This is a genomic window from Streptomyces sp. NPDC034086, from assembly GCF_055575515.1.
In genome coordinates this window covers 112389-133049 of the sequence record NZ_JBVISM010000001.1, presented here as the reverse complement: position 1 = coordinate 133049, position 20661 = coordinate 112389, and the positions used below count along the sequence as shown (strand labels likewise).

The window sequence follows — 20661 nt, the reverse complement described above, 5'->3', positions numbered from 1 at the left end:
GATGATCCACCGCAGAAGAGTCACCAGCAGTCACTGGCCGACGGCCATCGACTCGGCTTCTGGCTTGCCCAGTTGTTGCGCGCAACCGATAGCATTCCAGTAAAGCCGCCGTCCCGTCCCCCCGTTTGCGGCGCGGCAATCACCCGCTACGAAGGTCATCCATGCCCCACAGCCAAACCTCTGCACACCGCGACAGCCTTACCGGCGTACGCCTCGCGCGCGGAGCATCGCCGTGGCTTCTGCCGACCGTCGCCACCGCGGCGCTCAGCCTCACCCGGGCCCGCAAGTCCGGACGCTGGGCCGCGGCGGCCGTGCCCGTCACCGCTCTCGCGGCCGGCATGCTGTGGTTCTTCCGCGACCCCGAGCGCGAGATCGCCCAGGGCCGTGTCATCTCGCCCGCCGACGGTGTGGTGCAGAGCATCATGCCGTGGAAGGACGGGCGCACCCGCGTCGCGATCTTCATGAGCCCGCTGAACGTCCACGTCAACCGCGCGCCCCTGGCGGGCACGGTGACGTCCGTGGAGCACATCCCCGGCGGGTTCGTCCCGGCGTTCAACAAGGAGAGCGAGAACAACGAGCGCGTCGTCTGGCACTTCGACACCGAGCTCGGCGACATCGAGATGGTGCAGATCGCCGGCGCCGTCGCGCGCCGCATCGTCCCGTACCTGCCGGCCGGAACCAAGGTGGAGCAGGGCGAACGCATCGGTCTGATCCGCTTCGGCTCCCGCGTCGACATCTACCTCCCGGAGGGCGTCGAGGTCGCGGTCGAGGTCGGTCAGGCCACCACCGCGGGGGTGACCCGAATTGACCGTGACTGACCCCGAGACTCCTGCCACCGGCTGGGTGCCCGAGTCCGCGGAGGAGGAGTCCGCCGAGGACGACATGCCGCTCTCGCTGCGGCTGTCGATAGCGGACACCCTCACCCTCGGTAACGCCACGTGCGGATTCATGGCGGTGTACTTCACCACCACCGGAATCCTCATCCCGCACCTCACCGGCAGCGGCGAGTCGGGCATGGCCCGGCACAGCGCGGCGACCGCGGTGATACTGATGCTGCTCGCGGCGGTCTTCGACCTCTTCGACGGCATCGTCGCCCGCAAGCTGCGCAGCTCGCCGATGGGGGCGGAGCTGGACAACCTCTCCGACCTGATCAGCTTCGGGCTGGCGCCCGCGTACTTCGTGCTGGTCTACGGCATGGTCGCCGACGACGCGCACCAGAAGATGTCGGCGCTCGCGGCGATCGTGGTCCTGCTGGCGGTCGTCCTCAGGCTCGCGAGATTCAGCTGCGTGACGATGAAGGACGGCATGTTCCAGGGCATGCCGAGCCCCTTCGGCGCGCTGACGGTGGTCTCCATCGTGCTGCTGGAGCTCCCGTTCGTCCCGACGCTGCTGGCGATCATCGGGGTGGCGTGGCTGATGGTGAGCCGGGTCGAGTACCCCAAGCCGCGGGGTGTCCTCGCGGCGGCGATGCTGAGCTGGATCGTCGGGGCGATGGGCCTCCTGGCGGCCTGGGCGTTCGACGCCCCGGGCGGCCAGCTGCTCCTCCAGACGGGCTGCGCCCTCCAGATCGCCCTGGCGGCGACCATCCCGCTGTTCGCGACGACCCGTCGCGCGAACACGTTCCGCCACAACCGGCGCGAGGCGCGCGCGGCGCAGCTGCCGTAACGCCGCCGCTCGGCCGTACGGGAAGGCCCCGGGTCCCAGGGACCCGGGGCCTTCCCGCGTCCGCGGCCGCCCGGGCCGCTCGTGAGCCCTGGCGCCGCCATGGCCGGCGCTAGTCTTGATGTCGGAAAACCGCCAGCCCCGGCCGGGGCCGGCCGGGATGCTGGAGCCATGTACACCGACACCGACCGCTGCGTCAGGGCCGTGCAGTCGAAGGACGCCCGGTTCGACGGGTGGTTCTTCACCGCGGTCCGGACGACCGGCATCTACTGCCGGCCCAGCTGCCCGGCCGTGCCGCCCAAGGTCGAGAACATGAGCTTCCTGCCCAGCGCCGCCGCCTGCCAGCAGGCCGGGTACCGGGCGTGCAAGCGGTGCCGCCCCGACACCAGCCCGGGATCCCCCGAGTGGAACGCGCGCGCCGACGCCGTCGCCCGCGCCATGCGCCTGATCCGGGACGGCGTGGTCGACCGCGAAGGGGTACCGGGCCTGGCCGTGCGGCTCGGGTACTCGACCCGGCAGGTGGAACGGCAGCTCAACGCCGAGCTCGGGGCCGGGCCGCTGGCCCTGGCGCGGGCGCAGCGCGCCCAGACCGCCCGGCTGCTCATCGAGACCTCCGAGCTGCCGATGGGCGACGTCGCGTTCGCGGCCGGCTTCTCCTCGATCCGGAACTTCAACGAGACCGTGCGGGAGGTCTTCGCGCTGACCCCCGGCGAACTGCGGCTGCGCGCCGCGCGGGCGGGGCGGCGGGAGCCGCGGGTCCCCGGGACGATCAGCCTGCGGCTGCCCTACCGGGCCCCGCTCAACCCCGACAACCTCTTCGGGCACCTCGCCGCGACCGCCGTCCCGGGGGTCGAGGAGTGGCGTGACGGGGCCTACCGGCGGACGCTGCGGCTCCCGTACGGCTCCGGGGTGGTCGCGCTGTCGCCCGGCCCCGACCACATCGGCTGCCGGCTCGCGCTGACCGACCTGCGGGACCTGACCATCGCCATCAGCCGCTGCCGGTGGATGCTGGACCTGGACGCCGACCCGGAGGCCGTCGACGGTCAGCTCCGCACGGATCCGCTGCTGGCCCCGCTCGTGGACCAGGGCCCCGGGCGCCGGGTTCCCCGTACCGTCGACGCGGCGGAGTTCGCCGTACGGGCGGTCCTCGGGCAGCAGGTGTCCACCGCGGCCGCGCGTACGCACGCGGCCCGGCTGGTGACCGCGTACGGGGAGCCCGTCGAGGACCCGCACGGCGGGCTGACCCACCTGTTCCCCTCCCCCGCCGCGCTGGCCGCCATCGACCCGGAGTCCCTGTCGATGCCGCGCAGCCGCCGCACCACCCTCACCACCCTGGTCGCCGCCCTGGCCGACGGCTCGCTGCCGCTCGGGATCGACAGCGACTGGGAGGCGGCCCGCGCCCGGCTGTCCGCGCTGCCCGGCTTCGGGCCGTGGACCACCGAGATCATCGCGATGCGGGCGCTGGGCGACCCGGACGCCTTCCTCCCCGCCGATCTGGGGGTCCGCCGGGCGGCCCGGGGGCTGGGGCTGCCGTCCACGCCCGCCGCCCTGACCGCCCGCGCGGGCCACTGGCGGCCCTGGCGCGCGTACGCCGTCCAGTACCTGTGGGCCACCGACGCCCACCCGATCAACCGCATGCCCGAACGAGGAGCACAGTCGTGAGCAGCACCGGCAGCAAGCAGCACACCGTCGTGGACAGCCCCTACGGGCCGCTCACCCTGGTCGCCACGGACGGGGTCCTCAGCGGGCTCTACATGGCCGGCCAGCGGCACCGGCCGGCCGAGGAGTCCTTCGGCGAGCGGGTCGCGGCCGCCGAGGAGCCGTTCCCGGAGGTGGTGCGGCAGCTCGGCGCGTACTTCGCCGGCGAGCTGACCGAGTTCACCGTGCCGGTGCGGCTGGAGGGCACCGACTTCCAGCGCAGCGTCTGGGAGCAGCTCGTACGGATCCCCTACGGGCAGACGTGGTCGTACGGGCGGCTCGCCGCGGAGCTGGGCAAGCCGAACGCCTCGCGCGCGGTCGGCCTGGCCAACGGCAAGAACCCGGTCGGGATCATCGTCCCCTGCCACCGGGTGATCGGGGCCTCGGGCTCGATGACCGGGTACGGCGGTGGCATCGAGCGCAAGGTGCGGCTGCTGGAGTTCGAGAGCGGGGCGGCGCCCCTGGCTCAGATCACCACCAGCGGGACGAGCAGGGCGAAGCCGGCGCCGGCTTCGACGGCGTAGGCGTAGAGGGACGGGTGCTGGACGGGGGCGGCGAGCAGGACCACGCCGTTCTGGGCGGCGGCCGCCTTGATCCAGTCGTCGTCGGCGCCGAGCCGGCCCTGGTACCAGCCCTCGCAGGCGCCGGGGCCGGTGACGGCGAGGACGTCGTCCTCGCGGCGGTAGAAGGCCTGCCAGCCCTCGGCGGGCGCGGACCAGCCCTCGAAGTCCTCGAAGGAGGACCAGCCGCCCTCGCGTATCGCGGTGTCGAACAGCCAGACCGGCATTCCCTCGTCGGAGACCTCGCCGCCCGACTGCTCGTCGGTGGTGAAGTGGACCATGGGAAGGGCGTCGGGCCCGTCGGCCGTGCTCGGCCAGGCGTACATCGTGATCATCTGTTGATTCTGCCCTGGTCGCAGGAGTGCGGATGTGCGGGGTTCAGCGGTTGACGGGCCGTCGGCCGTTCTCCAGTTCCACGGTGCCCTCGCCCGACTCCAGGGCGCGGTACGCCTCTTGGGCGCGCAGGCCGAGCGGTCCGAGGAGGTAGTGGGTGAGTTCGTCGGGTCCGACGAGCTTCCAGGAGAGCAGTTCGTCCTCCTGGAGGGTGAGGGAGGCGAGCTGTGCGGCGTCGAGCACGCCGCCGTCGTAGAGGTAGGCGACCAGCGGCGGGCGGCCGGCTCCCAGGCTCCAGTCGACGGCGAGGAGCCGGCCGAGCGGGACGTCGATGCCGATCTCCTCGGCGCTCTCGCGCCGGGCGGCCGTCCGGGGCGACTCGCCCCGGTCCGACTCGACGGTTCCGCCCGGCAGGGCCCAGCCCTCACGGTAGTTGGGCTCGACGATCAGGACGCGGCCGTCGGCGTCACGGTAGAGGGCGGCGGCGCCGGCCAGCACCCGGGGCAGGCTCGCGACGTAGGCGGCGAAGTCATCCGTGGTGGTCACGCGGGCCACCCTAGCCGCCGTGCGGGACCGTCGTCCCGGGCGGGCCCGCACCTGTGCCGGCGGACGGCCTACGGGGTGTCGCCGTCGTGCTCCCGGTCCCGTCCGCGGGATTCGGCGACGCGGCGCAGCCGGGCGTGGCGGGTCTGGCCCCGCTCGGTGATGGCGTCGCCGACCATGACCTTGACGGCGTCCCGCAGTCCGTGGAGGGCGGGGTGGCGGGCCGGTCCCGCGCCGGGGTCCGCGCGCAGCTCCTTCAGCAGGGCCCAGCACAGCACCAGCATGACGATCACGAAGGGCAGGGCGACCAGGATGGTCGCGGTCTGCAAGGACTTCAGCCCGCCCGCGACGAGCAGTACGGCGGCCACGGCGGCCATCAGTACGCCCCAGGTGACGACGAGCCAGGTCGGCGGGTGCAGGGAGCCCCGGCTGGTGAGGGAGCCCATGACCAGGGAGGCGGAGTCGGCGCTGGTGACGAAGTACGTCATGACCAGGGCCATGGCCACCCACGAGGTGAGGGTGCCGAGCGGCAGCGCGTCGAGCATGGCGAACAGGGAGGCCTCCGCGCCCTCCTTGACCTTGGAGGCGAGGTCCGCGGCGCCGGTGGAGTCGAGGCGGATGGCGGTGCCGCCCATGACGCAGAACCAGACGACGGTGGCTCCGCTCGGGACCAGCAGGACCCCGACGAGGAACTCCCGGATGGTGCGGCCGCGGGAGATGCGGGCGATGAAGGTGCCGACGAAGGGAGCCCAGGAGAGCCACCAGGCCCAGTAGAAGATCGTCCACGCGCCGAGCCAGGCGCTGTCGGTGAAGGCGCCGGTGCGGGAGGCCATGGGCAGCAGCTCGTGCAGGTAGCTGCCGACGCCGGCCGGGATGACGTCGAGGACGTAGACGGTCGGGCCGAGGACGAAGACGAAGACCATCAGGGCGGCGGCGAGCACGATGTTGAGGGTGCTGAGCCATTTCACGCCCCGGTGCAGGCCGGAGAAGGCGGACAGGACGAAGGCGGCCGAGAGCGAGGTGATGATGATCAGCTCGACGCCGGTGGAGTCCTGGATGCCGGTGGTGATCTCGAGGCCCTTGGCGACCTGGAGGGCGCCGAGGCCGAGGCTGGTCGCGGTGCCGAAGACGGTGGCGAAGACGGCGAGCAGGTCGATGGCCTGGCCGGGCCGGCCGTTGGCCCGGGCCTCGCCGATGAGGGGGACGAAGGCGGAGCTGAGGCGGTTGCCGCGGCCCTTGCGGAAGGTGGCGTAGGCGAGGGCGAGGCCGGCGATGCCGTAGATGGCCCAGGGGGTGAGCGTCCAGTGGAAGAAGGAGTAGTCCAGGGCGGCGCGGGCGGCGGCTCCGGTGCCGGGGGCGGCGCCGCTGGCGGGCGGCGGGTTCAGGTAGTGGGTGAGCGGTTCCCCCACTCCGTAGAACATCAGGCCGATGCCCATGCCCGCGCTGAACATCATGGCGATCCACGCGAGGTTGCCGAATTCCGGTTCGGAGTCGTCGGCGCCGAGCCGGATCCGGCCGAAGCGGCTGAGGGCGAGGACGACGCACAGGACGAGGAAGACGTCGGCGGCGATCACGAACAGCCAGGCGAAGTTGTTCAGCACCCAGGCGAGGGCGGCGCTGGAGGCGGTGTCGAAGGAGTCCTTGCCGAGGGCCGCCCAGGCGACGACGGCGAGCACGGCGAGCACTCCGATGGTGACGACGCCGAGGTCGGGCGAGTCGTCCGCCGGGCCGCCGGGCCCCGCCGCGGGGGCGTCCGGAGCTGCTTGTTCCAGTGATTCCGCGCTCATGCGGCCACACTATGCAGGCATATATCCCTATTTAGCTGTATGGCGCGCCGCATGTGGCCCAGGCCACTCGTGGGCATAGGAGGATCCTCCGGATAAGCTCATGGTGGCGCGACTGCACTGTTCGATAGCAAGGGATAGCAAGGTGACGGACGGAGCAGTAACTGAGGCCGCGCGCGTGCTCATCGCCGCGGACAAATTCAAGGGTTCGCTCACGGCCGTTCAGGTCGCCGAGCGGGTGACGGCCGGCCTTCGCAGGGCCGTCCCGGGCGTGGAGGTCGAGACCCTCCCCGTCGCGGACGGCGGCGACGGTACGGTCGCGGCCGCCGTCGCGGCCGGTTTCGAACGCCGGGAGGTACGGGTCACCGGACCCCTCGGCGAGCAGGTCACGGCCGCCTTCGCCCTGCGCGACGGCACCGCCGTGGTCGAGATGGCGGAGGCCTCCGGGCTGCAGCTGCTGCCCGCGGGCGCCTTCGCCCCGCTGACGGCGACCACGTACGGCTCCGGCGAGCTGCTGAAGGCCGCGCTGGACGCGGGCGCGCGCTCCATCGTCTTCGGCGTGGGCGGCAGCGCCACCACGGACGGCGGCGCGGGCATGCTCGCCGCGCTGGGCGCCGTGTTCCTGGACGCGAACGGCGAACCGGTCGGTCCGGGCGGCGGCGCGCTGGCGTCCCTCGCCTCGGCGGACCTCTCCGGTGTCGACCCCCGCTTCGCGGAGGTCGACTTCGTCCTCGCCAGCGACGTGGACAACCCGCTGACCGGCCCCAAGGGCTGCGCGGCGGTGTACGGCCCGCAGAAGGGCGCCTCGCCCGAGGACGTGGCCACGCTCGACGCGGCGCTGGCGCACTTCGCGGTGGTGCTGGAGAAGTCGATCGGCGCCAAGGCCGCGGACTGCGCGGTCCTCCCCGGTGCGGGCGGCGCGGGCGGCATCGGCTACGGGGCCCTGCTGCTCGGCGCGACGTTCCGGCCCGGCATCGAGCTGATGCTGGAGGTGCTGGGTTTCGCCCCCGCGCTGGAGCGGGCCACGCTGGTCATCACCGGCGAGGGCTCCCTCGACGAGCAGACCCTGCACGGCAAGGCCCCGGCCGGGGTCGCGGCCGCGGCCCGCGCCGCGGGCAAGCCGGTGGTGGCGGTCTGCGGCCGGCTGCTGCTGGGCCAGGAGGCGCTGGAGGCCGCGGGCATCCGCAAGGCGTACCCGCTGACGGACCTGGAGCCCGACCCGGCGAAGTCCATCCCGAACGCCGGTCCCCTGCTCGAGCGCGTCGCGGAGAACATCGCCGCCGACGTGCTCTGAGGCCCTTCCGCGCCCCGCCCGGACCCGCGAGGCCCGGCACCCCGCCCAGGGGTGCCGGGCCTCGGGCGTTCCGCTCCCGGGGCCGCGCCGGGCCGCCCGCGCGCACAGGGCCGGGCCGCCGGGGCCGGGCCCGCCCCCGTCAGGCGGCCGCCGCCGCGACGCGGGCGGCGACGCCGTCCAGCAGGGCCGTCAGGCCGAAGGCGAAGAGGGACTCCGGCGACAGGGCGGAGCTCCCCCGGGCGGCGGCGAAGGCCGGGAAGGCGCCGCCGTCCACCAGGGCCGCGAGCCGGGCCTCCTGGGCCCGCATCCAGTCCTGACCGCTCACCCCGCTGGCACGGGCCGCCTCGGACTCCGGCTCCAGGTCCACGGCCTGGCCCCGGACGTAGCCGAAGAGGGTCACGGCCACGTGCATCCGGGTGTCCTCGTCCAGGCCGAGTCCCTCCAGGGCGGCCAGCGCCCAGTCGATGTGCCGGATGCCGTTGGGCACCAGCAGCGGACGGTTCAGGTTCATGGCACCGGCCAGCCAGGGGTGCCTGCCGTAGAGCCGCCACTGGACGGCCGCCGACAGCTCGAGCCGGGCGCGCCAGTGCGGCGGCGGCGACTCCGGCAGGGCCTCCTCGCCGAACACCGCGTCGGCCATCAGCACCACCAGCTGCTCCCTGCCCCGCACGTGCCGGTACAGGGACATCGCGGAGACCCCGAGCTCCGCGCCGAGGCGCCGCATGGTCAGGGCCGCCAGCCCCTCCGCGTCCGCGAGGGCGACCCCCGTGCGGACGATCCGGGCACGGTACGCGGAGTCGTCCGCCGGGCGGCGCCCGGCGGGCCCGGCGGCGGGGGCGGCCGCGACCACCGTGCCCACCCCCGGCACCGCCCGCACCAGGCCCTCCTGGCCGAGCACGGCCAGGGCCTTGCTGGCCGTGGCCATGGCGACCCCCCACCGCTGGGTGATCGCCCGCGTCGAGGGAACCCGGTCCCCCGGCCTCAGCTCCCCGCTCGCGATCCGCCGCCTCAGCTCGGCCGCGATCCGCGCGTACGGCGCCTCTTCCCTCATCCACCCTCCCAGTGCACTAGTACACCGGCATCGTAGCGCACTAGGCTGCTTTGCTCGATTCCCTTGTTCCAGTGGGGTGTTTGCGTCTGTACGTTGTACACAACACCCCGAGAGAGGAACCGGAAATGAAGAAGAACCAGAGCGTGCTGATCTCCGGCGGCAGCGTCGCGGGCCCCGCCCTCGCCCACTGGCTGCACCGCCACGGCTTCACCCCCACCGTCGTCGAGAGGGCCCCGGAGCTGCGCGACGGCGGCTACGCGGTCGACTTCCGCGGCGAGGCCCTCGACGTCCTCGACCGCATGGGCCTGCTGGAAGCCGTCCGCGCCCTGGACACGCAGATGGGCGACGCGGCCATGGTCGACGCCGCGGGCAGGCAGTACGCCACCCTCCCGGCGGCGGTGTTCGCCGGTGACCTGGAGGTCCTCAAGGGTGATCTGACCCGGCTGCTGTACGAGGCCACCCGCGAGGACGTCGCGTACGTCTTCGGTGACTCCGTCGCGAGCCTGGAACAGGACGGGGACGGCGTGCTCGTCACCTTCGAGCGCGGCGCGCCCCGCCGCTTCGACCTGGTCGTCGGCGCGGACGGCCTCCACTCGAGGACCCGGGCCCTGGCCTTCGGGCCCGAGGAGGACTACCTGCGCCACCTCGGCATCTACACGGCGGTCTTCAGCCTGGACAACTACCTGGGGCTGGAGAACACCGGCCGGCTCTACTCCGTCCCGGGCAAGGCCGCCAACATCTTCACGGCCCGCGCGAACACCGAGGCCCGGGCGGCCTTCCACTTCGCCGCCGAGGGGCTGGAGTACGACCGCCGCGACCCGGCCGCGCACAAGCGGATCGTCGCCGAGCGCTTCGCGGGCGAGGGCTGGGAAGTGCCGCGCCTGCTCGCGGAGATGGACGCGGCGCGGGAGTTCCACTTCGACGCCAACGCCCAGGTGGAGATGGACACCTGGGCCGCCGGCCGGGTCGTGCTGCTGGGCGACGCCGCCGCCTGCGCGGCACCCACCTCCGGCCGCGGGACCTCGCAGGCCCTGATCGGCGCGTACGTCCTGGCGGGCGAGCTGGCCGTCTCGGGCGGGGACCACGCGGCCGCCTTCGCCGCGTACGAGGAGCGCATGCGCGGCTACGTCGCCGAGCACCAGGCGCTGGGCCGGGAGGGCGCCGAGCGGTTCTTCGTGCCGGCCCCCGCCCAGGAGGTCCTCGACGCGCTCGCCGCGAACGCGCCCGAGAAGACCCGCACGCGCCCGGTCCGCCTCCAGGACTACGGGGTCTGAACGGCCGCGGCGGCCTCCAGCAGCCCGGCCGTGGTCACCACGCGGGCGAAGCCGCCGCCCTGGAGGTTGACCGCGGTGGCGGCGGCCAGCTCACCGGCGGTGAGGGACAGGCCGTCCGGGCCGTCCAGGTCGAAGGTGTGGGTGGCGTCCAGCGGGACCAGCACCTCGTAACCGAGGTTCCCCGCCATCCGGGCCGTGGTCTCGACGCACATGTTGGTCTGGATCCCGGTGACGACCAGCTGGCGGACACCGTTCGCGGTGAGCCATCCGGCCAGGTCCGGGGTTCCGTAGAAGGCGGAGTTGACGGTCTTGGTGACCAGCAGGGACTCCTGTCCGCGCCGGTCCTCGACGAAGTCCTTGAAGGCGTGTCCCGGGTGGTCCGGGGCCAGCACCGAGCCGGGCCGCGAGGCGTGCCGCACCAGCACCACGGGACGGCCGGTCTCCCGCCAGGCGTCCATGAGGGCGGCGATGTTCTCCTCGGCGGCCGGGTTGTCGCGCGGCCCCCAGAAGGAGGTGTCGTCGAAGCCCTTCTGGACGTCGATGACGAGCAGGGCACTGTCGGCTGCGATCTCGATCGCGTTCTCTGTCATGGCTCCATCGTGGGCCCGCGGCCGCGCCCGCCCCAGGGGCGGCGGGGCCGGGAAACGATGAGATCCTGCCAGGTTGGCAGTCACCTCCGCTCCGGCTCTGGCACAGTGGGCGCATGCAGCGCGTCGCCGTCGTCGCCCAGCCAGGGATCCGCGCCTTCGACCTCGCCGTCATCACGGAGGTCTGGGGGCCGGACCGCAGCCGCTCCGGGGTGCCCCCCTTCGAGCTGCGCCGCTGCGCCCTGGACGACGGGCCGATCCGTCTGCCCGGCGGGCTGACCCTGATGCCCGACCGGGGTCTGGACTGGCTCGGCCTGGCCGACCTGGTCGTCGTACCGGCGCTGGCCGAACCGGCCGACCCGACGCCCGAGCCCGTCCTCGCCGCCCTGCGCGCCGCGCACGCCCGGGGGGTGCCGGTGGCCGCGCTCTGCGCCGGGGCGTTCGTCCTCGCCGAGGCCGGGCTGCTGGACGGCCGCCGGGCGGTGACCCACTGGTGGCTGGCCCCCCAGCTCGCGGCCCGCTACCCGGCGGTGCTGGTCGAGGAGGCCCCGCTCTTCGTGGAGGACGGCGGGCTGTGGACCTCCGCCGGCGTGGCCTCCGGGATCGACCTGTGCCTGCACCTGGTCCGCGAGGCCCACGGCGCGGAGGCCGCCGCCGCCATCGCCCGCTCGATGGTGACCGGCCCCTTCCGGACCGGGGACCACGCCCAGTACCTCGACCGGCCCACCCCGGCGGCGGACCGTACCGCCGAGGCGCTGGCCGCCGTCCGGGAACAGGCCCTGCGCCGGCTGCACGAGCCGCTGGACGTGGCCGCACTGGCCCGGTGGGCGGGCATGTCCCCGCGTTCCTTCGCCCGGCACTTCACCGCGGCCACCGGCACCACCCCCCACAAATGGCTGCTGAGCCGCCGTCTGGACGAGGCGCGCAAACTCCTGGAGCGCACCGACCATCCGGTGCCCGAGGTGGCCCGGCGGGCCGGGTTCTCCAGCGAGGTGACCTTCCGCCAGCGCTTCGGCGCAGCCTTCGGTCTGAGCCCCCGCGCGTACCGTGCGGCCGCGGCCGACGCTCGGGCGAGCGGCGACAGTGTTAGAAAGGGCTCATGAGCGGACGTTCGGGCCGGCACAGGGAGACGCGGCCGGCGAGCCTGCCCGCGCGCCTCTGGCCGGCCCGGAACAGCATCGCCGGCCAGGTGTTCTCCGTCACCGCCGTCATCGTGCTGGTACTGATCACCGCGGCCGCGCTGGCCCTGGTGTTCCAGGCGCGCTACGACAGCCAGCGCAACGCCCGCGACCGTTCGCTGGCCGCCGCCGAGGCCTTCGCCCACGCCCCGGGCCTGCCCGCGGCCCTGAAGTCCCCCGACCCCACCGCCGAGCTGCAGCCGCTGGCCGAGGGCGCCCGCCGCGCCTCCGGGGTGGACTTCGTCGCCGTCATGACCACCGACGGGGTCCGCTACACGGACTCCCGGCCCGAGCTGATCGGGCAGCGCGCCACGGGGGACCTCGCCCGCGCGGCGGCCGGGGAGTCCTTCACGGAGGTGTTCAAGGGCGACCCCGGTGACGCGGTCCGCGCCGTGGTCCCCGTACGGGACGCGCGGGGCGCCGTCGTGGGGCTGGTCGCCACCGGCATCGAGGTGGAGAACGTCGGCGAGACGGTGGAGGGCCAGCTGCCGCTGCTCCTCGGCGCCGCGGCGGGCGCCCTGCTGCTGGGCACCGGCGGCGCCGCCCTGGTCAGCCGGCGGCTGCGGCGCCAGACCCGCGGCCTGGGCGCCGTGGAGATGGCCCGGATGAACGAACACCACGAGGCGGTGCTGCACGCCGTGCGCGAGGGTGTGCTGATCGTCGGCGCCGATCACCGGCTGCTGCTGGCCAACGACGAGGCCCGGCGGCTGCTGAACCTGCCGCCCGACGCCGAGCGGCGGCACGTCGGCGACCTCGGCCTGGACCCGCGCACCACCGAGCTGCTGCTGTCGGGGCGGGTCGCCACCGACGAGGTCCACCTGGCGGGGGACCGGCTGCTCGCCGTCAACGTACGGCCCACGGAGCCCTTCGCCGGGCGGCCGTCGGGCAGTGTCACCACCCTGCGCGACACCACCGAGCTGGCGGCGCTGTCCGGACGCGCCGAGGTGGCCCGGGAGCGGCTCCAGATGCTGTACGAGGCGGGGGTGCGGATCGGCACCACGCTGGACGTGGTGCGGACGGCCGAGGAGCTGTCGGAGGTCGCCGTGCCGCGTTTCGCGGACTTCGTCACCGTCGAGCTGCTGGAGCCGGTGCTGCGCGGGGACGAGCCCTCGCCGGCGGCGGGGGTGCACACGGAGATGCGCCGGGCGGCGATGAGCGGCAGGCGCACCGACCAGCCGCTCCAGCCGGTCGGTGACGTCATCCGCTTCGAGGTGCCGACCGCTCCGATGGCGGCGGCCCTGGCCGGCGGGCACGCGGTGCTGGCCGCCGACCTGAACGCGGCGATGGGCTGGCGGGCCCAGGACGAGGAGGGGACGAGGCAGGCCCTGGACTACGGGCTGCACTCGCTGATCTCCGTACCGCTCCAGGCCCGGGGCGTGGTGCTGGGCATGGCCAACTTCTGGCGGGCGGCGGACACCCCGGAGGCCTTCGACGAGGAGGACCTGTCCTTCGCGGAGGAGCTGGGCGCGCGGGCGGCGGTCTCCGTCGACAACGCCCGCCGGTTCACCCGCGAGCACGCGACGGCGGTGGCCCTCCAGCGGAGCCTGCTGCCGCGGGTGCTGCCGGAGCTGAGCGCGGTGGACACCGCCTTCCGGTACCTGCCGGCGAAGGCGGGGGTGGGCGGGGACTGGTTCGACGTGATCCCGCTGCCGGGGGCCCGGGTGGCGCTGGTGGTGGGTGACGTGGTGGGCCACGGGGTGCACGCGGCGGCGACCATGGGGCGGCTGCGGACCGCCGTGCACAACTTCTCCACCCTGGACATGCCGCCCGATGAGCTGCTGGGCCATCTGGACGAGCTGACCGACCGGATCGACCAGCTGGAGGACGGCGGGCCGGCCGAGGGCGCCACCGGGGGCGCGGGCCTCGCCGGCGGGGCGGAGGAGCCGCCCGCCGGGATCACGGGCGCCACCTGCCTGTACGCCGTCTACGACCCGGTGTCGGGGCAGTGCACGATGGCCAGCGCCGGGCACCCCGGGCCCGCCCTCGTGCACCCGGACGGGCGGGTGGAGTTCCCCGAGCTGCCCACCGGGCTCCCGCTCGGGGTGGGCGGCATGCCCTTCGAGACGGCGGGGCTGGTGCTGCCCGAGGGGAGCCGGCTGGTGCTGTTCACGGACGGGCTGGTGGAGGACCGCGACCGGGACTTCGACAGCGGGCTGAGGCTGCTGAGCGAGACCCTGTCGCGGCGCGGCCGCAGCCCCGAGCAGGCCTGCGCGGACGTGCTGGCGGCGATGCTCTTCCCGGCGCCGAGCGACGACATCGCGCTGCTGGTGGCCGACGCCCGGCGGCTGGAATCGGACCGGATCGCCGAGTGGGACGTGCCCGACGATCCTGCGGCCGTCTCGCGGGTGCGCCGGGAGGCCGCCGCGCAGCTGCGGGACTGGGGGCTGGACGAGGCGTCCTTCACGGCCGAGCTGATCCTCAGCGAGCTGATCACCAACGCCATCCGGTACGCGAACGAACCGATCCGCGTCCGCCTGCTGCGCGACCGGAACCTGATCTGCGAGGTCGCCGACGGCAGCAGCACCTCGCCGCACCTGCGGTACGCGGCCACCACCGACGAAGGGGGCCGGGGCCTGTTCCTGGTGGCCCAGTACGCCGAACGGTGGGGCACCCGCTACACGGAGCGCGGCAAGGTCATCTGGGCGGAGCTGTCGTCCTCGGGCGGTGAGGCCCCGCTGCCGCTGGGCATGGACCTTGACGCGCTGGAGGAACTGGGCTGGTGAGGAGCTCCGCCCGGCGGGCCGTCACCCGGCGCGGGCGGTACGGGCCAGCAGTACGGCCACGTCGTCCTGCGGGGCGGCGGGCAGCAGCCGCGCCAGGATGCCGTCGCACAGCTCCTCCAGCGGCCGGCCCGCCCGGCGCAGGACTCCGGCGAGGCGGTCCATCCCCTCGTCGAGGTCCCGGTCACGGCACTCGATCAGCCCGTCGGTGTAGAGGGCGAGCAGGCTGCCGGGGGGCAGCGGGACCTCCTCGGTGCGGAATTCCCGCCCGCCGGTGCCCAGCGGGGTGTTGGGCGGGCCCTGGAGGAAGGCGACCCGTCCGTCGGGGCCGGCCACGGCGGGCGGCGGGTGGCCGGCGCGCGCGATGACGCAGCCCCCCGCTGCCGGGTCGTGGACGGCGTAGACGCACGTCGCCATCACGTCCTCGCCGAGGTCGGCGACGACCGCGTCGAGGGAGCGGAGCAGCTGCGCGGGCGGTACGTCGTGGCGGGCGAGGGTGCGCACGGCGGTGCGCAGCTGGCCCATGACGGCGGCCGCGTGGATGCCGTGGCCCATGACGTCGCCGATGACGAGTCCGGTGCGGCCGCGGGGCAGCTGGATGACGTCGTACCAGTCGCCGCCGACGTCGTGTTCGCTGGCGGGCAGGTAGCGGCCGGTGAGTTCCAGGCCGGGCACGTCGGGCAGGGCGCTGTTGGTGAGGCTGCGCTGGAGGGTGAGGGCCGCCTGGCGCTGGCCGGTGTACATCCGGGCGTTGTCGATGTTGAGGGCGGCCCGGGCGACGAGTTCGTCGATGAGTACGCAGTCCTGCGCGTCGAAGGGCTCGCGCGAGCGCAGCCGGGTCACGGCGACCGCGCCGAGCACCTTGCCGCGCGCGACCAGGGGCACCATCCGGGCCGATCCGAGGGTGGCCAGGTAGTCGCGCAGGGCGTCCGCGCGCGGGTCGGTGATCAGCGCGGGGATGTCGGAGGCGTACAGGTTCATGGGGACGCCCTCGGCGATGACGCGCTCGTACACGGTCCCGGCGGGGAGGCGGAAGGTCTGGCCCGGTGCGAGGCGGGAGGTGGGGGCCGAGGGGTCGGGGAAGGTGGCGGCGAGCCTGCGCAGCAGCCCGTGGGTGGAGGCGGCGGCGACGGCGCTCTCGTCGGGGTCGAGCACGGCCTCGAGGAGCTGTACGTCGGCCGAGTCCGCGAGCTGCGGGACCAGCAGGTCGGCGATCTCCTGGGCGGTCTGGCGCAGGTCGAGGGTGGTTCCGATGCGGGTGCCGGCCTCGGCGAGCAGGGCGAAGCGGGCCCGGGCCCGTTCTGCCTCCAGCTGGGCCCGCTGGCCCTCGGTGATGTCGATGAGGGAGGCGATCAGGCCGAGGGGGCGGCCGCTGCCGTCGAGCAGGGGGGCGTAGGAGCAGGACCAGGTGCGGTCCTGGTCGGGGTCGGCGGGGGTGCGGCCGGTGCGGCGGACGTCGACGACGGCGGTGCCCTGTTCGAGCACCTGGCGCATCGTGGCCTCCAGGGCGGTGGCGTTGACGCCGGGTACGACCTCGGTGAGGCGTTTGCCGAGGTGGTCGGCGGCGGGGACGCCGTTCATCCGGGCGAGGGCGTCGTTGACGCGGAAGAAGCGCAGGTCGGGGCCGAGGGTGGCGAGGCCGATGGGTGACTGGGTGAAGAGGCTCTGGAGGGCGGCGAGGGAGTCCCGCATGCGCAGGACCTCGGAGGTCTCGACGGCGATGAGCATGGCGCCCGTGCGGCCCTGGGGGTCGGCGGCGGGCACGATCCACATCTCCATCGCCACCCGGTGGCCGTCGCGGTGGCGCACGGGCAGGGTGCCGACGACGGTTTCGCCGGCCTGGACGCGGCGGGTCAGGTCGTCGGCGAGCCGGCGGTTGGCCTCGGGGACGAGTACGGCGGTGCCGGGGCGGCCGAGGATGTCCTCGGGGCGGTGGCCCAGCAGGTCCTGGGCTGCCAGGGACCACTCCACGACGCGGCCGTCCGCGTCCTCCCGCCACAGGGCGATGGGGAGCAGTTCGCGCAGTACGCCGGCGTACCCGACCGCCGCCGCGGGCGGATCGGGCACCTTGCTCGTCGACTGGTAAGTGTCCAATGCACCGACCTCACCCCGAGGGGGCCTGATTCGTACCGGTTCACCCTATCCGAGGGCCCGGCGCGGGGCTCTGCGTCGTACGCCGGCACCCGGTGGGGAGTCCGGCGGCGGCCGGCGCCGCGCCGGACGGCCGGCGGCGCCGGAGGCGGCCCACGGGCCGGCCCGTCGTGGCGATCACCGTACCCGGCTTTCCGGGCCGCGGGAAGCGGCCGGAGCCGCCGCGGACGGGCGGCCCCGGGGCGAGCACGGCGGGCGGCCCCGCCCGGGGGCCCGGACCGGGGCCGCGGCGGGACGCGGTCGTCCTGCGGCGGCCCCCGGACCGGTCGTCCGTCAGAAGTCGACCGTCGCCCGGACGTCGGCCCGGCCGACCGACTCCAGCTCCCACATGGTGCAGTAGAGGTTGCGGATGTACTCGATGTCGGCGTTGCGGGCGTGGGCCTCGCGCACCGGGTACATGACCGTCAGCTCGTACGATCTCTCCCGGTTGATGTCGCCTTCCTTGTCACGCCACTGGCCACGGCCCTCCTGGAGGGTCAGCCCGGAAGGAAAGCGCGGCGTGACCACATCGGCGATGAACTGGTTGAACTGCTCCTCGGTGATGGGCGGGTGCCCGTCGTGCCTGCCGGTACCGAAGTAGAGGTGCGTCGAGACGTACGCACTGCCCGTCGCGGCGGCGTCCGCCTCCGCCGACGCCGCCGAGGCGGTGCCGGTGCCGAGGGAGGCCTGCGACACCGGTCCGCCGAAGGCGAAGAGGAGCGCGGCCGCCGCCAGCAGACCGGCGGCGGGCGTGGAGATCCTTAAGGGGCGCATGGGGTCGTCCTGTCTGTCCGTGTGTTGTCCGGTGATCCGCGGACCCGCTGGTCCGCGGCCCCGCCCGACGGGCGGTCCGGCTGCCGGTCCTGCGGGGTCCTACGCGGGCAGCGATTCCTGGAGGAAGGCCGCCGCGTCCCGCAGCCGGGCCGGAACGCCCGCGTCACGGCGGAGGGCGCGCGCCGTCCCGCCGAGGGTCTCGGTGGTCCGTACCGACCCGATGGCGGCGGCGCCCGGAGCGACCCGGGCGATCAGCTCCTCCGCCTCGCGCCAGGCCCCGGCCCCCGCGAGGGCCGCGAGCAGCTGCGCCGTGAACAGGTGCCGGTAGGAGGGGCCCGGGGCGGTGGCCGCCCGGTGCAGCAGCGGAACGGCCCGGTCCCAGCGGCGCAGCCTGGCCTGCACCCAGCCCTCGTGCCCCAGGAGTTCGGTCTCGTCGATCCACCAGGCCCAGTGCGGGTCCCGCCGGGAGACGCCGTCGAGGAACCGGCTGCGGGCGCGGGACACCAGCTCCAGCGGCTCCCCGCGGCCGCCGAGCAGGGCCGTCGCGTGGGCCTGCCGGATCAGGACGAGGCTGGCGACCCTCGCGGGGAGCGGCCGTGGCCCGTCCACGCGGGCCGCGGCCTCCAGAGCGGCGCGCGGCCGTCCGGTGTGGGCGGTGAGCATGCTGTGGTTCAGCAGGACCAGCCGGGCCGTCCAGCGGTCGCCGCACAGCTCCGCCAGGGCCAGCGCCCGCGCGTTCATCCGCCGGGCGCGCCGGTAGCGGCCCGCGTCGAAGAGGATCCAGCCGATGACCTCGCTCAGCTCGGCGAGGGCCGCGAGCCGGTCCGGGTCGTACCCGCGCAGGGCCGCCGGGTCGGCCGCCAGTTCCGGGATCCGCCGCACGGCCTCGCGTACGGCGGGCAGGGCGGCCGTCGCGCCGCGCTCGGTGTCCAGGGCCACGAGGCGGCCGATGGTGCGTACGGCGAGCCGGACCGCCGCGTCACGGGCCTCGGCGCCGCCCGGCGGGCCGCCCGGCGCCGTCATGACAGCAGGCCGGCGTCGACCCCGCCGGCGCGGCGCTGGCCGAGGTCGTCGAAGGAGGAGGCCACCTTGCTGAGCCAGTCCACCTCGTCGCGGAAGTCCTCGTACGGGGGCCGTGCGGGGATGTCGGAGGTGTCGGCCCGCTCGGCGCGCTCCGCCCGTTCCTCGGCCGGGCGGCTCAGGACGGCGCGCACCTGGAGCGCCTCGCCCAGCGGGGAGGTGGGGTCCTCGGGGAGGTCCAGGGAGCGGGCCACGCGGACGAAGTCCTCCAGGGAGAGGGAGGTGCGCAGGATGAGCTGGCCGTCGCGTATCTCGATGACGCGCCGGTAGAGGCGGTAGTGCGGGTCCCGGGGCGGCACCAGGTCGCGCAGCCAGGAGCGCGGCGGGTCCAGCGCGATGTCGGGCGTGGCCTCGTACAGCGCCCACCACAGGGGCCGCAGCCGCCGGTACGAGCGGTAGCTGCGGGCCCAGCCCCGGGCGCGGGTGATGCGGATGCCCCAGGAGGGGATGGTCCAGCCGGCGATCTGGAGGAGGGCGCCGACGCTGCCGCAGGTCCACTGGATCGGGTCGAGCGCTGCCGCGTCGAAGTCCAGGCGCGTCCCGGCGATCTGGATGCCGCGGGTGACGCAGTAGACGAGGATCATGCTGGCGCCGACGGTGACGGTGCGCATGCCGACCTTGAGCCACTGCCGGTTGGCCATCGTCGTGAAGCGCAGCGACAGCCGCACCGTCTCGAACTGGCCCACGGCACAGATCAGCAGGTAGAAGGACATGTAGAGGGCGTAGCTGCCGTGCTGGATGCTGAGCAGGATCGTGGAGGTGGCCGTCTCCGAGTGCGCCACCGGGCCGACGGCGAAGGAGGCGACGACCAGGACCGCGAGGGCCGCCCCGAAGAACAGGACGCGGCGGCGCGCCATGCGCCGGGCCTCGGCGGGCGGCGAGGACCAGTACACGAGGACGACCTGCTGCGCGGCGGTCAGCACCACCACGGCGGCCTGGGTGATCAGCGAGGTGATGTTGGGCAGGCCGAAGAAGGCGGAAATGTGCAGCCGGAGCTGGTCCAGGTCGACGAGGAAGCTGATCCCGGAGCACAGGAAGTAGGTGCACAGCGCCCACAGGGCGATGTCGTTCCTCCGGCGCAGCAGGTCCGGGAGCCGGTAGGCGAAGGCCGCGAGGCCCACGAAGGCGCAGACCCACGCGAGGACGGTGTAGATCACGCGGGCCCCTGGTCGGGCCTGCCGAGCCCGCTCTCGATCCGGGCCACGATCTCGGCGGCCTCGTCCGGCACGCCCCAGGCGCGCTCGGTCCACCGCTTGGTGGCCCGGGCGAGGATCAGGGAGGCCATGGTCTCGGCCTCCTGTTCCTCGTCGTCGCTGTAGCGGGAGCGCATCAGCACGCCGCGGACGGCTTCGGGGTCGACGTCCGAGAACAGCCCGCCGGAGCCGTCGGCACCGGCTGCCGGTGCCTCGGCGGGGCCGCCGAGCTGATCGAGCTGGACGGATCCGTTGTGGTCGAAGGCGATGTGGGCGAGCTCGTGGGCAATGATGTGTTCCTTGTGCGACGCCGAAGCGGCCTTCTCGAAGGCGATGATGTCGAAGTCATCGGTTTTCAGCCATACACCGAAGAGATGCCGCTCGGGGAAGGCCGTCGGAATCAAATGGATGGGGCGTCCGCGCTGCTCGCTGAGATATGCGTGGAGTTCGTCGATGCCGCATCCGTGCTCCATGCCCCACTGCGCGAGCAGTCCCTCGCAGGTGTGGCGGACCTTCTTGAGACGGCGCCTGAGCCGCCTGTCCTCCGACGCCGGTAACGCGGAGCCAGGTAACTTCATCCCTCAGTCCTCCGGCGAACCCAGCGGTCGGACAATGCGGCCATGATGCCACACCCCAACTCAGCCCTGCGCAAGGCCAGTTCTATCCGGCCATTCGCTCCGGGATTTCATCCGCCCATTCCCCTTGACTACGGGATGACGCGGAGGAAAATCGGTGATACACCGGAATACCGGAAAGAGCCGCACCTCCCTCGGGAGACGTCCCGGGGCCCGCGTGACCCT

18 protein-coding genes are annotated in these 20661 nt (G+C 74.1%); 8 read left to right on the top strand and 10 right to left on the bottom strand.

Annotation, left to right across the window (positions count from 1 at the left end; translation table 11 throughout):
* Positions 1 to 161: 161 nt before the first annotated feature.
* From ACZ514_RS00620 to ACZ514_RS00605, 4 genes are all read left to right on the top strand, one after another.
* Positions 162 to 818: a phosphatidylserine decarboxylase gene (locus ACZ514_RS00620; RefSeq protein ID WP_388942687.1), complete on the top strand. Its 657-nt coding sequence runs from the start codon at positions 162 to 164 to the stop codon at positions 816 to 818.
* On the top strand, positions 805 to 1665 hold the full coding sequence (gene pssA / locus ACZ514_RS00615) for a CDP-diacylglycerol--serine O-phosphatidyltransferase (protein WP_185911220.1): 861 nt from the start codon (positions 805 to 807) through the stop codon (positions 1663 to 1665). The genes ACZ514_RS00620 and pssA overlap by 14 nt, the downstream gene beginning before the upstream one ends.
* A 168-nt stretch (positions 1666 to 1833) precedes the next feature.
* Positions 1834 to 3324 (top strand): AlkA N-terminal domain-containing protein, encoded by a 1491-nt coding sequence (locus ACZ514_RS00610; RefSeq protein ID WP_468172875.1) that lies wholly within the window; start codon positions 1834 to 1836, stop codon positions 3322 to 3324.
* Positions 3321 to 3884, top strand: coding sequence for a methylated-DNA--[protein]-cysteine S-methyltransferase (locus tag ACZ514_RS00605; protein WP_468172872.1), 564 nt, complete (start codon positions 3321 to 3323; stop codon positions 3882 to 3884). The genes ACZ514_RS00610 and ACZ514_RS00605 overlap by 4 nt, the downstream gene beginning before the upstream one ends.
* Here the strand turns inward: ACZ514_RS00605 and ACZ514_RS00600 are convergent.
* From ACZ514_RS00600 to ACZ514_RS00590, 3 genes are all read right to left on the bottom strand, one after another.
* Positions 3827 to 4255 (bottom strand): hypothetical protein, encoded by a 429-nt coding sequence (locus tag ACZ514_RS00600; protein ID WP_468172869.1) that lies wholly within the window; start codon positions 4253 to 4255, stop codon positions 3827 to 3829. The genes ACZ514_RS00605 and ACZ514_RS00600 overlap by 58 nt on opposite strands.
* 43 nt (positions 4256 to 4298) lie before the next feature.
* Positions 4299 to 4799 carry an NUDIX domain-containing protein gene (locus ACZ514_RS00595; RefSeq protein ID WP_469123723.1) on the bottom strand — a complete coding sequence of 167 codons (501 nt, stop codon included), beginning with the start codon at positions 4797 to 4799 and terminating at the stop codon, positions 4299 to 4301.
* Positions 4800 to 4867: 68 nt separating this feature from the next.
* Positions 4868 to 6583, bottom strand: coding sequence for a BCCT family transporter (locus tag ACZ514_RS00590; RefSeq protein ID WP_468172863.1), 1716 nt, complete (start codon positions 6581 to 6583; stop codon positions 4868 to 4870).
* 142 nt (positions 6584 to 6725) lie between these two features.
* Here ACZ514_RS00590 and ACZ514_RS00585 point away from each other — a divergent pair, with 142 nt between their 5' ends.
* Positions 6726 to 7874: a glycerate kinase gene (locus ACZ514_RS00585; protein ID WP_468698197.1), complete on the top strand. Its 1149-nt coding sequence runs from the start codon at positions 6726 to 6728 to the stop codon at positions 7872 to 7874.
* A 139-nt stretch (positions 7875 to 8013) separates the two neighbouring features.
* Here ACZ514_RS00585 and ACZ514_RS00580 read toward each other — a convergent pair whose 3' ends face one another.
* Positions 8014 to 8925 (bottom strand): GntR family transcriptional regulator, encoded by a 912-nt coding sequence (locus ACZ514_RS00580; RefSeq protein WP_469123722.1) that lies wholly within the window; start codon positions 8923 to 8925, stop codon positions 8014 to 8016.
* Between the two features lie 125 nt (positions 8926 to 9050).
* Between ACZ514_RS00580 and ACZ514_RS00575 the strand changes: the two genes are divergently transcribed.
* The gene (locus ACZ514_RS00575) at positions 9051 to 10199 is read left to right on the top strand and encodes an FAD-dependent monooxygenase (protein WP_468172854.1); all 1149 of its coding nucleotides are present in this window, start codon (positions 9051 to 9053) and stop codon (positions 10197 to 10199) included.
* Here the strand turns inward: ACZ514_RS00575 and ACZ514_RS00570 are convergent.
* A complete protein-coding gene (locus tag ACZ514_RS00570; RefSeq protein WP_468172852.1) occupies positions 10187 to 10789 on the bottom strand; it encodes a cysteine hydrolase family protein in 603 nt (200 codons plus the stop codon). The two genes, ACZ514_RS00575 and ACZ514_RS00570, sit on opposite strands and share 13 nt — an antisense overlap.
* A 113-nt stretch (positions 10790 to 10902) precedes the next feature.
* Between ACZ514_RS00570 and ACZ514_RS00565 the strand changes: the two genes are divergently transcribed.
* Both ACZ514_RS00565 and ACZ514_RS00560 read left to right on the top strand, forming a co-directional pair.
* Positions 10903 to 11889, top strand: a complete 987-nt coding sequence (locus ACZ514_RS00565; RefSeq protein WP_468698203.1) for a GlxA family transcriptional regulator — start codon at positions 10903 to 10905, stop codon at positions 11887 to 11889.
* Positions 11886 to 14687 carry a SpoIIE family protein phosphatase gene (locus ACZ514_RS00560; RefSeq protein WP_468172846.1) on the top strand — a complete coding sequence of 934 codons (2802 nt, stop codon included), beginning with the start codon at positions 11886 to 11888 and terminating at the stop codon, positions 14685 to 14687. Before ACZ514_RS00565 ends, ACZ514_RS00560 begins: the two co-directional genes overlap by 4 nt.
* A 21-nt stretch (positions 14688 to 14708) precedes the next feature.
* Here ACZ514_RS00560 and ACZ514_RS00555 read toward each other — a convergent pair whose 3' ends face one another.
* The 5 genes from ACZ514_RS00555 to ACZ514_RS00535 all read right to left on the bottom strand — a co-directional run bounded on the left by ACZ514_RS00555 (position 14709) and on the right by ACZ514_RS00535 (position 20439).
* Positions 14709 to 16778, bottom strand: coding sequence for a SpoIIE family protein phosphatase (locus ACZ514_RS00555; RefSeq protein WP_469123721.1), 2070 nt, complete (start codon positions 16776 to 16778; stop codon positions 14709 to 14711).
* Between the two features lie 330 nt (positions 16779 to 17108).
* Entirely contained in the window at positions 17109 to 17588 is a 480-nt protein-coding gene (locus tag ACZ514_RS00550; RefSeq protein ID WP_468172841.1) for a DUF3574 domain-containing protein, read from the bottom strand.
* Positions 17589 to 17687: 99 nt separating this feature from the next.
* Positions 17688 to 18611, bottom strand: coding sequence for a DNA-binding protein (locus ACZ514_RS00545; RefSeq protein ID WP_468172838.1), 924 nt, complete (start codon positions 18609 to 18611; stop codon positions 17688 to 17690).
* On the bottom strand, positions 18608 to 19825 hold the full coding sequence (locus tag ACZ514_RS00540) for an MAB_1171c family putative transporter (protein WP_468172835.1): 1218 nt from the start codon (positions 19823 to 19825) through the stop codon (positions 18608 to 18610). Before ACZ514_RS00540 ends, ACZ514_RS00545 begins: the two co-directional genes overlap by 4 nt.
* A complete protein-coding gene (locus ACZ514_RS00535; protein ID WP_468172832.1) occupies positions 19822 to 20439 on the bottom strand; it encodes a hypothetical protein in 618 nt (205 codons plus the stop codon). Before ACZ514_RS00535 ends, ACZ514_RS00540 begins: the two co-directional genes overlap by 4 nt.
* Positions 20440 to 20661 lie beyond the last annotated feature (222 nt).